The 13,349-nt window shown below is 67.2% G+C and carries 11 protein-coding genes and 1 pseudogene; 3 read left to right on the forward strand and 9 right to left on the reverse strand.

Features of this window, described 5'->3' with window-relative positions; translation table 11 throughout:
• Positions 1–190 precede the first annotated feature (190 nt).
• Positions 191–445, reverse strand: a complete 255-nt coding sequence (locus tag AB0D53_RS32345) for a DUF6332 family protein (protein WP_362452722.1) — start codon at positions 443–445, stop codon at positions 191–193.
• Positions 446–607: 162 nt separating this feature from the next.
• Between AB0D53_RS32345 and AB0D53_RS32350 the strand changes: the two are divergent.
• Positions 608–973 (forward strand): annotated as a pseudogene (locus AB0D53_RS32350) (Tn3 family transposase); the annotation flags it as partial.
• 214 nt (positions 974–1,187) lie between these two features.
• Here AB0D53_RS32350 and AB0D53_RS32355 read toward each other — a convergent pair.
• From AB0D53_RS32355 to AB0D53_RS32370, 4 genes are all read right to left on the reverse strand, one after another.
• On the reverse strand, positions 1,188–2,009 hold the full coding sequence (locus AB0D53_RS32355) for a DUF1963 domain-containing protein (protein ID WP_362452723.1): 822 nt from the start codon (positions 2,007–2,009) through the stop codon (positions 1,188–1,190).
• 586 nt (positions 2,010–2,595) lie between these two features.
• Positions 2,596–3,975, reverse strand: a complete 1,380-nt coding sequence (locus AB0D53_RS32360; RefSeq protein ID WP_362452725.1) for a serine/threonine-protein kinase — start codon at positions 3,973–3,975, stop codon at positions 2,596–2,598.
• A complete protein-coding gene (locus AB0D53_RS32365) occupies positions 3,938–6,076 on the reverse strand; it encodes an AIPR family protein (protein WP_362452726.1) in 2,139 nt (712 codons plus the stop codon). Before AB0D53_RS32365 ends, AB0D53_RS32360 begins: the two co-directional genes overlap by 38 nt.
• A gap of 56 nt (positions 6,077–6,132) precedes the next feature.
• Positions 6,133–6,933 (reverse strand): SAVMC3_10250 family protein, encoded by an 801-nt coding sequence (locus AB0D53_RS32370; protein ID WP_362452727.1) that lies wholly within the window; start codon positions 6,931–6,933, stop codon positions 6,133–6,135.
• 608 nt (positions 6,934–7,541) lie between these two features.
• Between AB0D53_RS32370 and AB0D53_RS32375 the strand changes: the two genes are divergently transcribed.
• A complete protein-coding gene (locus AB0D53_RS32375; protein WP_362452728.1) occupies positions 7,542–7,793 on the forward strand; it encodes a hypothetical protein in 252 nt (83 codons plus the stop codon).
• A 423-nt stretch (positions 7,794–8,216) separates the two neighbouring features.
• Here the strand turns inward: AB0D53_RS32375 and AB0D53_RS32380 are convergent, their stop codons facing one another.
• Together AB0D53_RS32380 and AB0D53_RS32385 are read right to left on the reverse strand one after the other, a co-directional pair.
• Entirely contained in the window at positions 8,217–8,726 is a 510-nt protein-coding gene (locus AB0D53_RS32380) for a GNAT family protein (protein WP_362452729.1), read from the reverse strand.
• A gap of 193 nt (positions 8,727–8,919) precedes the next feature.
• Entirely contained in the window at positions 8,920–9,054 is a 135-nt protein-coding gene (locus AB0D53_RS32385; RefSeq protein WP_362452730.1) for a hypothetical protein, read from the reverse strand.
• Positions 9,055–9,270: 216 nt separating this feature from the next.
• Here AB0D53_RS32385 and AB0D53_RS32390 point away from each other — a divergent pair, with 216 nt between their 5' ends.
• A complete protein-coding gene (locus AB0D53_RS32390; protein WP_362452732.1) occupies positions 9,271–9,837 on the forward strand; it encodes a histidine phosphatase family protein in 567 nt (188 codons plus the stop codon).
• A gap of 442 nt (positions 9,838–10,279) precedes the next feature.
• Here AB0D53_RS32390 and AB0D53_RS32395 read toward each other — a convergent pair whose 3' ends face one another.
• Together AB0D53_RS32395 and AB0D53_RS32400 are read right to left on the reverse strand one after the other, a co-directional pair.
• Positions 10,280–10,942, reverse strand: coding sequence for a DUF4232 domain-containing protein (locus AB0D53_RS32395; protein WP_362452733.1), 663 nt, complete (start codon positions 10,940–10,942; stop codon positions 10,280–10,282).
• A gap of 820 nt (positions 10,943–11,762) precedes the next feature.
• Complete coding sequence (locus AB0D53_RS32400; protein WP_362452734.1) at positions 11,763–13,166, reverse strand: hypothetical protein; 1,404 nt, start codon at positions 13,164–13,166, stop codon at positions 11,763–11,765.
• Positions 13,167–13,349: the final 183 nt, after the last annotated feature.

The following is a 13,349-nucleotide window of genomic DNA, read 5'->3' on the forward strand; positions in this document are numbered from 1 at the left end:
GACGACAGCAGGCTCGCGGCTCCAACCCCTCCCCGCATCAGCTTTGGTGCACTCTCATCCGTACGAGGTGGCGCACGTCCACTTGTACGCCGACACCACGCGCTGAAACAGCTCCCACAACTCATCCGGCACCAGCCGCTGAACGATCCCCACGCCGGCAAGCCACCGACCCCGAGGAGGAAGCCCGGACTCAGTGACCTCTACGACGCTGCGCGTCGAACCGACGCAGCACTCGTACCAGACGCCACACGCCGACCGCCGCTCCGAGCAGTGCACCCCCCGCCAACGCGCCCTTCCTTGCTGGGCCGGAGGCGCCAAAAGCCAGTGCGAGAGTCAGAGCGACGGCAAAGACCGCCGCAGCCAGCACGACGGCAGTCACCAGAGCAAAAACGATCTCCACCGTCATTGCGTCCTTTTCCCACCGCGACTCACGCCCCATATTCATGCTGCAAGTCTCACATCACGGTCAAGCCGTCGCGCCTGGACCGAACAGCACCCGGCTCTCACCCACCGAAGCGCACTGACCGATTGAGATGACTCTTTAGGAGGCGATCCCACGCGACGTCCTGCGCCGTCGGCTGCTGCTGGTGCTGTTCGCGCTGGGTCCGCGCTGATCAAGCTGGTCGACCACACCTTCGCCGCCAGGAGCGAGGGATGGTGGGGTGCGGGCACTGCGTGCGTCTCCGACAGCCGCATGCTCGGCGACTGGTCCAGCAACTTCGTGACCAAGTGGCACCAGCGCTACCGGGGCACCGGCGTGGTGATCTACTGGCACGTGGAGCGCAAGTCGGTGCACCTGCGCGGTGCACCTGCGGCGGTCCCGAGCGCTGAGCGACGCGATCACGTATGCCGAGGCAATGGGCGTGTACCTTCGCTACACGCCCGAGGGCTACGCAGGTCCGGATTATTCCGGGGTCGATGCGCGGGCAACTGGTCGGGAAGGTCTTCCGATCGCGTCCGTTGTTCGTGGTGACGCGCGACGGTGCGCATACTCAATGGGACTCGCTGCCCTCCGAGGAGTACCGCGTCAACGGCCAGTCCACGGCCTGACGTGGTGTGACTGCATGCTGCGGAGCTCTGCGACGCGATCCGGCAGCGGGAGCAGAGGCAGGTCGACGATGCCGCTCACGGCTCTCGTCGAGGCGGTGTCGGTTGTCGCCGAGTCAGGGTATTGGTCGGGGCCGTCACTATGGGCAGTCGTAGCGGTGCGTGAACGGACGACCAGGGCAAGTGTGGCACTCGAACAGGTACACACCGCCCAGATCGCCCAGTACCAGGCCCGGACCCTCGGAGGGCGTGTGCTCCTCTTCGATCGGGGTCCAGGCGCGCCGTGACACGGCGTCGGCTTCCGTGCTCTCCACTGTCAGCAGGTGTTCCATTCGATTCCCGCATTCAGTACATTCCGGCCAGTCGGGGTCCTGGCACCAGCCGGGGTATCCGACCAGTTTCGTCCCGGGGGCGGTGGAGAGGTGGCTCTGATAGTCCCAGCCTGTCTCCTGATCCAGGTCCAGGAATCGGAATTCCAACGCGTCCCACATGTCGTCATGAAGATCCCAATAGGGGTACTCCGTCACCAGCTCGGGATGCACCGCACACGGGCGCGGGACGTAGTTCTCCCACAGCTCCGCCGGGCTCGGCGGAGTCTCCAGTACCTTCCCGACCGAACCCGCCTCTCGCCATTGGACATGCGGAACGACCCAGCGGTGGCCGCTGTGCTTCCGTGGGCACCACAGAACTTGGAGTAGATCGCACCCTTCGGGAAACGGGACGATGTCAGGAACGCTGGTGCGGTAGATCTGCACGACCGGCACCATCGGCGACGTCTCGTGCTCGGGGCATAGCGGCCAGGCATCCTCGACCGGCCACAGCAGCGGGCCTCCTACCGAGCTGTCTTCGCACGTCGGCTCACCCACACGTGGGTGAAGCCGCACGGTTTCTCTCCGAAGGGGCGCCACCTCGGGAAACAGCTGCTCAACGTCCACTGGGCGCGGCGGTGTATGGCGGGTCACGTCGACAGGTTACGAAACAACAGCCCCGCCGGAACTTGCCGGTCTCGCGCACTTTGCGGAGGCCTCTACTCGCCCCTCGCGAATGGCCGTCATTTGCCAACATTCACAGGAGGGTGCCTCATCGCCACCCCGGCCCGGCTCTCCTGCCGTGCGAACCATGCAATGGTGATCAGCTTGGCGCCCTGCTACCAGCTTCGCCACCAAGCAGCCATCACCGCCTCGGCCAGGGCAGTTGTCGCATCGGAGAAGACGTTCCAAGGCATCGACGTATACGTGACCTTGCAGAGCCGGGCACCCTTGCCGGAGGCGAGAGGTACTCCGGCGCGCGACGCGAGTACGAAGACACGCTCGCCGAGTTGCGTACGGTGATGCGAAAGGACGTCGGGTCGGACGAGCCCGACTGATCAGTACGCCGGATGCCTCCGAAACTTCGTCAGGAACGATCCCGCGGATCGGCCGTTCCGCGGCCGGACTCTGAACACACGTTATGCGCTTTCTCCAGAACGACTCCGCGCGAGGCGGCGACGCCGGCCCACAATCGGCGAGGAGACGGCCGATCCCAACAGCTCAGCCAGTCACCGGGGCGTCAGCCCTGCGTGGCCCGGGTCAACGCTCGACGAACCTCCGCGGTCATCGCCGCGTCCTCCGCTCGACCGGCAGCCGTCAGAGCCCGGTAGACCTCAGCGAGCTCGCTGATGCCGTGCTGATCATCCAGGTCGAGAAGCAGCTGACCGAGGTGGAATCGGACATCGAGCAGCAGAAGGTCGTCGGGTGGTCGGCACAGCCGCAGTGCATCCGCGAGGGCCAGTAGATCCTTCAGCGCCTCTTCTTGATATCCAAGACGCGTCTGGCAGCGCACAAGCCCGAATCGGCATCGTGCGGCGTCATCGGCGTGCTCCGGGCCGAGGCGCGCCAGATCTTGCGTCAGGCCGGCAAACCTGGGCATGGCCTGAACGATCAGTCCCTCGTCGAAGAGCGCCTGCGCCTGTGTGATCCGCACGTGGACGGGGAGTGGCTCGGCTGCTGGGCGGTCCGGGGCAGTCGGCACAGGAACCCGGGCAGAAACGGGCAACGGTGCGGCACCGGGCTCACCCGACTTTCGATGCAGCGAGCCGAGACGCTCGCGAAACTCCCGGGCGGTAGCCGGGCGGCGGCTCGCCCGTTTCGCCAGCCCGGCCATGATGACATCCTCCAACGCCGGGGGGACGTCGGGGCACAGCAGCCTGACTGGTTCCGGTGTGCGGTACTGGTGTTGGTGCATGACCCTGGCGGCGCTGTCACCGGTGAATGGCGGGATTCCCGTGAGGAGTTCGTAGAGCATGCAGGCCAGGGAGTAGAGGTCGCTACGCGGATTGACATCGCGCCCCTCGCACTGTTCGGGCGGCATGTACGCGACGGTACCCAGCACCCTGTTGCCCTGGGTCAGCTGGGTCTGGTCCACTCTGAACATCCTGGCCACGCCGAAGTCCAGCACCATGACGTGCTGGCGGCCGGTAAGCATGATGTTGGCCGGCTTGAGGTCCCGGTGGATGACGGGAATCGCGTGGGTGTATTCGAGGACGTCGCAGACCTGAATGGCAATGGAAACGACCTCCTGATCGGACAGGCGGCGCCTTTCCCTGATGATCTCCGCGAGGTCCTGGCCGAGGACGTGTTCCATCACCAGGTAGGGCTCGCCCGCGTCGAGGTCCAGGCGTGCGTCGAGGAACGCCGGGATGCCGGGGTGCTTCAAGCGCGCGAGCAGGTCGGCCTCGCGAGTGAAGCGCTGGATCAGTTCATCGCGCTGACGGGGATCCAACAGCTCCCGGCGGATCAGCTTGACGGCGACGGCACGCCGTGAACGGCGGTCGTATCCCAGTCGGACTTCCCCCATGGCGCCGCCACCGAGCCGCTGGCGCAGTTCGTAGCGATCGTCGAGGACGCGTGCCTCACTCCCCACCTGGACCGTCGCCTGCCGTCCTCGCATCCGCCAATAGCTCGCTGGCGAGCTCGGCCAACGAGCCTTCGCCCGGCAGGTACCAGCTTCTCGTGCCGTTTACCGCAACCGGCCGCTCCGCCCATTGGGCCTCTTCCCAGATCCGCAGCACCAGCCCGCTCGGCGAGTAGTGCCGGCCATCCACCGCCCAGACCAGGGGCCTGCGGCTGTCGTTGACCCAGGTGGCGAGGTACCGCTCCGGGGCCTCGCTCAGCCAATGGCGAAGGGCCTCTTTCTCCGTAGCGCCGTTCGGACGGTAGACCAGCTGGGTTCCGTCACTGATGAGTCGGTGCTCGACCAGCAGAGGTACGGTGTTGGGTCGTCGTTCGCGGCTCGGCCGTCGAGGAGCGGTGGCCTGTCGTTCAGTCCCGTGCTCCAGGGACCCCAGCACGTCCGACACCAAGTGTCGGCAGCTCTGTCCGTCGCGGAACGTCCGGATGAGGAAGGCGTGCTGGCCATAACGGGCGTTCAGTCGATCGGTCAGCGTGGACAGGACGACACCGGTCAGCTTCACGGTGGCCTCCAGCCGGGCCTCCCACTCGTCGCCCGGTTCGTCGATTCCATCGTTACCGATCAGCTGGAAGGCGATGTGGGCGATCAGCAGGTCGGCCTGGTCGGCAACTACCCGGCCACGGCCTTCCAGCCCGTCGGCCAGAGCTGCCAGCTCGTCGCGGACCCGACGCAGCAGCCTGACGGAACGCCAGATCTGCAGGGCACTGGGACGGCTGCCGAAGAGCCTGGTGTATACACCACCGGAGCCCTGGCGCCACAGGACATCGCTGTCCTGCCGAAAGCGGGCGACCAGGTCTGCATCGGGGTAGGCGCAGGTAAGGGCCAGCGCTGCCTCTGCCACGTTGCACCCCGCGGCCGGTGTCGGCTCCGGCTCGCCGCGCTTGAGGGCGTACGACTTGTCCAGCGACAGGGCGAAGTCCTGGCGGATGAGTTCCTGCTGAGGATCGAGCGCAGCGAAGTCCCGTGCCTCCACGTGGTTCTGCGTGTTGGTGGCTTGGGTGATGCGCTGCGCCAGATCGCTAGGAGCCCCATCGAGGCAGATGAGCCGGACCGCGACAAGTGCTTCGGCGACCGACTGTGGCTCCCGCCCATATGCATGATGAACGGCGGCCACGGTCTGCGCACCGTTGACGACCCGAGGATTGGCCAGCTCCAGGCGCACCGGCTGACCTTGAGCGCGCCGGGCGAAGTAGTCGGTCCGGACCGAGTCGCACAGCACCGTGATGCCGTTGTTGAAGTACCAGAACTCGTGGGGATTGGTCAGCAGGCTGTCGATCAAGGCCACGTTGACGTTGGTCAGGCCCAGCGGGTGACGCACGTTCTGATCGAATAGCCGTTTGCCGTGTTGCTCGTACCACATGGCCAGCTCGTCAGCGGTCACCGTGCCGAGATACGTCTGATAGGGAGTGGAGTTCATGTGCCAGCCGTCGGACAACGTGGCGGTGACCGACACCGGTTCTGGCATCGCGTCCCGTCGTACGGCGGAGTGGAAGTCGGCCACAGCCAGGACCTGGAAGTCCAGCAGCTCCCCGAACTCGTTGAACTCTGATGCGGCCCTGTCCAACAGTCCTCGCTCCCCGGGGGAGAGGCCGTCATCGCCCAGGGCGGCGAGGACCAGGTGAATCCGGAGGGCCGGCGCGTTGAGCGCTGCGTTGACTCGGCCGGTCAGCCGTTGGAACCTCGCGTTGAACCGGTCGTACTGGAGACCGGCAAGCCGCTGGAGGCCGTGGAGCAGTTTCTGGATGGCCGTACTGTCCAGCCGGGCGGTCCCCTGGTCGCTCCACTTTGCCTGGACCAGCCAGATCTCGGCGGTCGCGGGTGAGACCAGCACGGCGTCGATACCGTGGTCATCAGCCCCGTCGATGACCGCTTCTGCCGCCTCCGCTGCCGTGCAGTCCGAGACGAGCTGTGCCGCTTTTGCGGCCAGGGCTCTGGAGAGGAAGAGCCTCTCCCGCTGTGCAGGGGAGAGAGCCGGGAGGTCGCCCAGGTCCAGGAGGCCGACGAACTCCCTGGTCAGGGCAGTGCGGACCTGCCGGACCTCCAGCGGCACGCCTTGAAGCGCATCGGTCCGGTCTTCCATGGCGGCCTCCTTCCGGGGCGGTCGGGTCGCGTGCGGCGCACCGCACGGCCAGCGGACTAGTTGACGTATTCCACGATCAGCGGGCTTGCCACCAGGCAGCCGGCCTCGGTGGTGGTCTCGGGCAGCAGCGCGCTGACCCGGGCGTAACCCGTCATCATGGCAGAGGTGCTGACCTCGGTGCTCTCGGCGTCGAGGGCCGCCAGCAGATCACGGATTCCGGCGCGATGCCGGAGGCCGGTCGGCTCGGCCGGACTTCCCTCGTCCGCCCCGCTCTCCGTTTCGAGCGGATCATGGACGTGAGCCAGTGCGCCGACAACACGGCCCGCGTTGGTGACGAAGGTCCTGCCGGCACTGCAACCACCGTCTTCGAGGCCGGATAGCGCAGGGCCGTCGACCTGGACGGGCGGACGACCGCGCAGGTGCCGGGCGGAGCCGTGCAGCAGTAGCCGGCGGGTGGTACCGGATGCGTGGGGTTGCGCGGAGTCCGGGGCCGGGTCCACGAACAGCACCAGGTCCTGGTATCTGCCCCGGAGCGTGACCCAGGTCAGCGAGGCACTGAACCTGACCCAGCGGCCTGGAGTGAGCTCGGGTTCCGTGTACGGGAGCGTGTGGCGAGCCACCTTCTTCTCCACCTGTTTGAGGTGGCGCCGCAGGTCCAGAGCGCTGTCCGGCGCGGGATTCTCCACGTTGATCCCGGCGAGGGATACGCCGGCGTGAAGCTTGACGGCTGGGAGAGCGCGACGCGGCTCCGGCAGGAACTCGTTCAGCTTTCCTGCGGACAAGTAGACGACCTCACGCACTGGCGCCCCCGGCTGCTCTGTTCGTCGGCACTTCTTCTGCTGGAGCCATCCTGCCATCACCCACCGACAACGGCTCCGCTCCGCAAGCCGGACACGGCTCCCTGAGCTTGCGCCGGCTGATCCGAACCCGGTGTCGCCGCCGAGATCCGGCTTCGGCCGATGGGCGCCGCTACGGGGACATCCGAAAGCCGGGCAGTAATTTGCGGGGGAGACACAGAAACTGACAGTGCTCTCGACACACGTTCGGAAGGGCCTTGTGGTTCACGGACGTCAAACCGGCGAACCCGCCTCATGCCTGGCCATGGGGCGTACCCGATCCGGATCGGCTTCGCGGATCTGACGGGGACCGAGAGCTCCAGGGCCACGTGAAGAGGGATTCGGCGATGTCGACGCTCAGGCGGTCGCTGATCGGTCACAGGGCTCCGACGACCCGGACGGAATCCTGCGTGCAGTCCCACAGGCAACTCGCCTCCGCCACGGCGGTCTCTCCCCCTCTTCCTCCCCGTCCCTTCCAGCTCCGGCGAGGGCTCTGCCCGCCGACCGGCATGCGGGCCCGGCTCGGAATGGCCGGATGGGGAGCCCAACATGACTTAGTTACAAGGGCGTTGATGTTCCTATTGCTCGTCAAGTGTTCTGATGCACGAGGCGCAAGGTAGTTTCGCTGCATGTCACTGACTCCCGAGGACGAAGTCTGCAGCCGCGACGAACTGGTCTCCTTCGTTCGAGAACTGCGTCAGGACTACCTTCGCAGGGGACACGAATGGGAGAACCAGAGCCTCGACCGCTTCCTTGAGGCTCTTGCGGCATGGATGAGTGACTCGCCGGGCTGGTACCAGAACGTTGGGAAGGATCTCCCAGAGGGCGGGGACTGGACCTTCCTGGCCAGAGCGCTTCAGGCCGCCACTGTCTATGAGTGAAGTGTTCGCGTCTGACGGTCAGGCCGCGTGGAGCCAGTCGCGGTAGGCGTGGGTGCGGGTGTCGTCTCGGCGGATTCCGCGTCGGCTAGGTGGCCTCCGTTGTCGCTGATGACAGCGACGTGGACGGTGTCGGTGTGGGAGTCGACCCCGCCGAACACATCCTGGTCCACGGTGTCCGCCGCAACCTCTGATGTCATGCTGATACCGCCTTCCCAGCCGAAGGTAGGCGCCGGCCGGGTGGCGCAGACAGGACATTGAAGGGGCCTCTGACCAAGCTCCTATCAGGTCATGTTCCGCCCGGCCGGAGCCATGAGAACGGGTTCCGGCGGCTGGACAGAACAACGCGAAGACAGCCCAGCAGGGCGTCAGTCAGTGCCCGAGCCACGGCCACCGGAACCTGAGTATCAGCATCAATGTCACCTCCTATGACTGCGACGGACCGTCTTGTTCAGGGGACTTGAGCCACTCCCGTGCGAGGAGTCCGTAGACGACGTCGTCGTCGCGTGCTCCGTTGGGGAAGATCACTGCTTCGCGCAGCAAGCCCTCCTCGGTGAATCCCAGGCGGCGGGCCACGCTGCGACTGCGCGTATTGTCGGTGCCGGTCCGCAGTTCGACACGGTCCAGGCCGATGTGGCCGAACGCCTGGTCCAGGACCGCCGTGGCGGCTCTGGTGACCAGCCCTCGGCCTTCGAACGCAGTGTCGATCCAATAGCCGATCTCGCCAGCCTTCATGGCCATGTCGCAGTTCAAGGTGACCGCCCCGACCAGTTGCCAGTCTCGGCCCGCCGGCACCGCGATATCGAGGGGCAACTGCGTTCCCTCAAGCCATGCGTGGCCTTGGCGCTCCAGACGTGAGCGCGTCTCGTCGAGCGTTGTCGGGTTCTCCGCATCAAAGTCCGGGTCCCACTGAGCAAGGCGCTCGTAGTTGGCCATCAGCAGAGCCTGGTGAGCCTCCGCGATCGCGACCGTACGCGGTATCAGCGCCGCGTCGTGACCGAGCGGGGCCGTGAACATGGCAGGGGTAACCGTCGACACTCGTTCTCCCGGGCTGGTGGCGGTGACGCACAAGCCTCGGTGGCCCGTCGCGAGGCGGTCAACTGGTTTTCGACGCAGCACGGTTACCCGCCTACCGCCTGTCGTCAAACGAAGGAACCCTCAAGCGATCCTCGACCGTGCCGAACGCGGCTGCAACCGCCTCGACATCCATATCGTCGATCCCCTCGAACACCAGCGAGTCCCAGAACGGTGCATCGGTCTCCATGACCAGCACCATCACCGTCCACAACCGCCCGCAGCAGCGGCTGGAACACACCTGAGGGAGCGTCAATATCGATCCTCGGAAGACACGGCGTACGGTGTCTCACCGCCGGGTGGCACGAGCCGTCAGCGTTCCCGCATTCTGATCCACCGCCAGCCGAACATCGCCAACTCGGTGTTGTTGGGCTCCGTCAAGGTACGGCGCTCGAATTATTCATCGATGCGCGTGATCAGGCCCCCCAAGTCCCGTCTGGCTCCGGGAGGAAGGTGCAGCATCGATGCGATCTATTCCAGCCCGGCGAAACGGTGTGTGCAGACGGTCGAGCCGCTGGCCCGGTCCTTTGGCCTGAGCATTGCGACCGCGCCGGGCCTGGCTACCCCCGACGGCACCTACCAGCCGCGGGAATGGACCGAAGGGTTCTTCTCTCCGTTCCAGCGGGAGCTGGGCGGAGCCTGGATGGCCGGGGCAGCCCTTGCGGTGCTGATCGCGATGGGCAAAACCCACCCCGGTGGCCACGTGGTGGCTTGCTCGCACGGTGACGTTGTTCCTGTGATTGTGGCCCAGGCGCTGGCCCTCTACGGCCATACGTCCCCGCCCCCCGTTGTGGACCGGGGCGGCTGGCACCGGATGCGGTTCGGCACAGATGAGCTGACCGTCCAGTCCCTTGGCCCCGTGGTGTCGCTGCCGAGCATGCGAGCTTGTTCATATACCTCGGCCCGTTGTCGGAGTACTTCTCTCGGTGCTCCACGCAGTACGGAGACAAGTGCACCAGTCTTCGCCTCCTGAGCCCTTGAGCCCTTGAGCCTGGATGGTTGAGGCCAGCGTCTGAGACACTCCATCCGAGCAATCCGCTTGGGGAGAAGTGATCCGTGGGTGACTGGCTGAGCTTGGTCTGGGGAGGCGTCGTGGGTGCCGGCGCGACGGCTATCGCGCTCGACTATCGGAATGTTGGGCTGCGCGTGTATGACCTGATGGTCCAGCGCTCACCTGGTGGCGGGGTCGATCCAAGGTTCTCCCCGGACGTCATGCGAGGGATCTTCGGGGTCCTGGGTGTCGGCTTCCTTGCAGTAACCGGGGGCAGGGCATTCGGGATGTTCTGACCCGATGGTCACGGGCTCCTCGCCGGTCGCCGGACAGGGGCGAGATGTCGGGCCGGCCACCCGCTGGGTGATCAAGGCCACGGCAAGACGGGGTGGTTGGCCGCCGGGGGCGGCTGTGCGCACCGTGCCTACTCGGTCGTGTGGGTGGGGTAGACCTCGACGTCGGTGTAGGCGCCCTTGATGTCCCCTGCGCCCTCGGGCCAGTTGAGGCTGATGGTGTGGGTCTCGTTGGGGGGCGTCACCAGGATGTTGGTCGGGGACGAGAGGCTGTTGCCGGTGTTGTCGATGTCGTAGGACAGGTTGAAGACGGCGGCGTCGCCGGGCTTCAGGGTGGTGATACGCGGCTGGGCGTGGCCGCGTTCGATGGGGTTCGAGGTGTTGTCGGCGTCCTTGATGTCGACGCCCGCGAAGCCGGTTGCCGAGCAGGTGGTCGAGCCCCGGTTGATCATGGTGATGTCGATCCTGCCGGACTCCTCGTCGGGTGCGGCGTCCGTGGCGTCGATGGCGAGGTCCCGCGTCTTGCAGAAGGTGATCTTGCCGCTGGTCTTCGTCGCGGCGTTCGCGGCTGCCTCTGCCTTGGTGTCCTCACCGGAGTCCGTCTTCGCGTTGCCGGCCTCCGAGCCGCCGGTGGCGGAGCCGTTCTCCGCCTTCGTGCCGTCGTTCGAGGACGAGGAGGACGAGGAGCCCTTGGAGGACGAGCCCGTCCCGGAGCCGTCCCCGCTGCAGGCGGTGAGCGAGAGGGTGGCGGCGACGCTGATGGCGGCGAGAGCGGTGATGCGGGTGTACTTCACGGTGTTCCCCCAGGAATGGCGCGGTGCGTGTGTTCGGAAGTATTTGTATCTCGCACCGAGTCACAGGCGGTCCCCTGCGACGTCTTCGTTCTGTCACAGGCACATCGGCCTCACGGCCCACCCTGCGCGAGCACGGCCGGCCCTGTCAGATCGACCCGTACCAGGGCGGGCACCAAGGCGGCCGGCACCCACTACAGATCCTTGAAACGCGCGCCACACTCGGTCAGTCGCGCCCCCAGATGCGCCGACTCCCTCGGCTCCCGCCCGTGCCGCTCGCCCACTTCGTGCTGCACACGTTCCAGCTCGGCGCGCATCGCGGCGACATCCTTGTGTTCCTGGCCGTCCTCGAAGTCCCCGGCGAGGGCGTTGGTTCGTGCTTCTGAGCAGACAGCCCATGCGAAAGGCCCCGCACCGGCTGGCCGAAGAGGCCCTGACCACGCTCAGCGGCCCGGAGCCCTCTGCTGTCCTGCTGTCCAGCTGTCCAGCGCATCACCCGTCGGTCCTCCCACCGGGCCGGTCGGCCGATGTCCCGCGAGGCCCAACGGACGGCGAGCCCGGGGCTGACCGGAAGGAGATGTTCCTTGTCGGTCTTCGACGGTGTGATCTGTGGCAGAGGGTCGTGCTGCCGCGGTACGCCATGAAGGGCACCGGGGGACTCCCCGTCCAATCGTCACTTGGCCGGGGAGTCCCGGTCGGCCGGGTTCGGAAGGCCGCGCTCGGGGGCCGGCACGGCTCCGGGCGGTCGGGTCAGGCCCGCGATGGGAGCGGGACGTTCCTGGCACCGGCCGGCGTCCTCGACAGCCGCCGGGGTGGAGGTTGGCTAGCTGCGGTCGTGCCCGCCGTGGTGACAGTGCTCGTTGCGCTTGATGACGGTGGGGTCGGTGGCGGTGTGGGTTGCGGTGTCGCCGCCTCCGGTGACGGTGGCGGTGTTGGTGGCCTTGTGGTGCGAGTCGCAGTCACAGGAGATCTTGACGTTGAGGGTGATGGCCGGGTAGCTGCTTCCTGCCACCAGCACATCGCTGCGAGTGCACGTGAGGGTGCTCCGGGTGCAGTTCCATCCGGCGCCGCTGATGCTGCGGGCGGTGAATCCTGGCGGCAGGCTGTCGTGCACGGTGACCGTGCTGCCGTCGGTGGCGCCCGGCCCGCTGTTGCCGACCGTGACGGTGTAGATCCCCTGCTCGCCCTGGACGAACTTCCCGTTGTGGGTCTTGGCGATGGTCAAGGAGGGGGTGACCACCGTGTAGGAGATGATCACCTGACCGCTCTTGTTCGCCGTCCCGATCGCCGAGGCCGTGTAGCTCGTCCCGGTGCCCGTCGCGGTGGCGAGACTGCTTCCTCCGCCGCCCCCGCCACCACCCGCACGGCCGAGGCCGCTGGAGCCGGGTGTGGCGGCGCCGCCTCCGCCGCCGGCGTAGTACCCGCCGCCACCGCCTCCACCGGCCCCGGCGGCCACGCAGTTGCCGCCGGTGTTGTTGCCGCCGGTGCCGCCGGTGCCGACCGTGGTGCCGGTGAAGCTGCCTCCCGGGTTGCCTGCGGCGGGCGTACAGCCTCCAGTGGGGGTGGCCGGCGTACCGCCGATGCCGACGGCCATGGTGGTGGTGCTGCCGCCTTGCCCGCCGGACCCCGGCGAACCACCGCTGTCGAACGCTCCGGCAGTGCCGGCGGTGGCGTCCGGTGTGCCGCCGTTGCCCCCGTTGCCTCCCGCGATCGTGCCGGCGAACGGGGCGCCGCCGCCGGCACCACCGCCGCCGGCAACGACGAGGAGGACGGTGCCGGTGCTGACACTGGACGCCCCGCCTCCTCCGGGACCCCTGCGGAACTGACCCGTGGGGTTGCTCGAAGTGCCGCCCGGGGCACCACCGTTGTAGCCACCGGTGCCACTCCCGTTGCAACCCGCGCTGCCGGTTCCGCCGACGTTGACGGTGTAGGTCGTCGGGGCGGTGGTCACCGGCAGCGTGGTGACGACCCGTGCTCCCGTCCCCCCGGACCCGGTGAAGCCGCAGGGGGTGCCGGTGTTGTCGGCGCCGCCGGCACCGTCCGCGGTGATGGTGACGACCGCGTTCGCGGGGACGGTGAAGGACTGCGGGGCCCCGGTGAAGCCGAAGGTGGACGACGGGTCGGTTCCTCTGACCGTTGCCGGGGTGGTGGCCGGCCCGGCGGCGGCCGGTGCGGCGGTCGCGGGCGTCAGTGCGGTGCCGGCCAGTGCCGCGCACAGTCCCGCCACGACTCCTGCCCGCCGCCATTGCTCACGAGTACCGATGCCGGCTTGGGCTCGGCTTCGCTCCGCCTCCACTCCGGTGAGGGGGTGTTGTGGAGTGTGATGACTGGTCACTGATATCTCCCGACGTGTTGGCTCGGGGTGAGGCGGCCTTCCGCCAGTGGGGCAGGCCACTCCACCATCAATTAT

The organism is Streptomyces sp. NPDC048295, from assembly GCF_040652135.1.
Taxonomy (GTDB): Bacteria; Actinomycetota; Actinomycetes; order Streptomycetales; family Streptomycetaceae; genus Streptomyces.

What these genes read in the sequence shown, in the direction of transcription:
- AB0D53_RS32380 (WP_362452729.1), bottom strand. Translation starts at nt 8,726, where the DNA reads ATGGCCAACTACGAGCGCCTTGCTCAGTGGGACCCGGACTTTGATGCG.
- AB0D53_RS32390 (WP_362452732.1), top strand. Translation starts at nt 9,271, where the DNA reads ATGCGCGTGATCAGGCCCCCCAAGTCCCGTCTGGCTCCGGGAGGAAGG.
- AB0D53_RS32375 (WP_362452728.1), top strand. Translation starts at nt 7,542, where the DNA reads ATGTCACTGACTCCCGAGGACGAAGTCTGCAGCCGCGACGAACTGGTC.
- AB0D53_RS32365 (WP_362452726.1), bottom strand. Translation starts at nt 6,076, where the DNA reads ATGGAAGACCGGACCGATGCGCTTCAAGGCGTGCCGCTGGAGGTCCGG.
- AB0D53_RS32345 (WP_362452722.1), bottom strand. Translation starts at nt 445, where the DNA reads ATGAATATGGGGCGTGAGTCGCGGTGGGAAAAGGACGCAATGACGGTG.
- AB0D53_RS32370 (WP_362452727.1), bottom strand. Translation starts at nt 6,933, where the DNA reads ATGGCAGGATGGCTCCAGCAGAAGAAGTGCCGACGAACAGAGCAGCCG.
- AB0D53_RS32360 (WP_362452725.1), bottom strand. Translation starts at nt 3,975, where the DNA reads ATGCGAGGACGGCAGGCGACGGTCCAGGTGGGGAGTGAGGCACGCGTC.
- AB0D53_RS32385 (WP_362452730.1), bottom strand. Translation starts at nt 9,054, where the DNA reads ATGGAGACCGATGCACCGTTCTGGGACTCGCTGGTGTTCGAGGGGATC.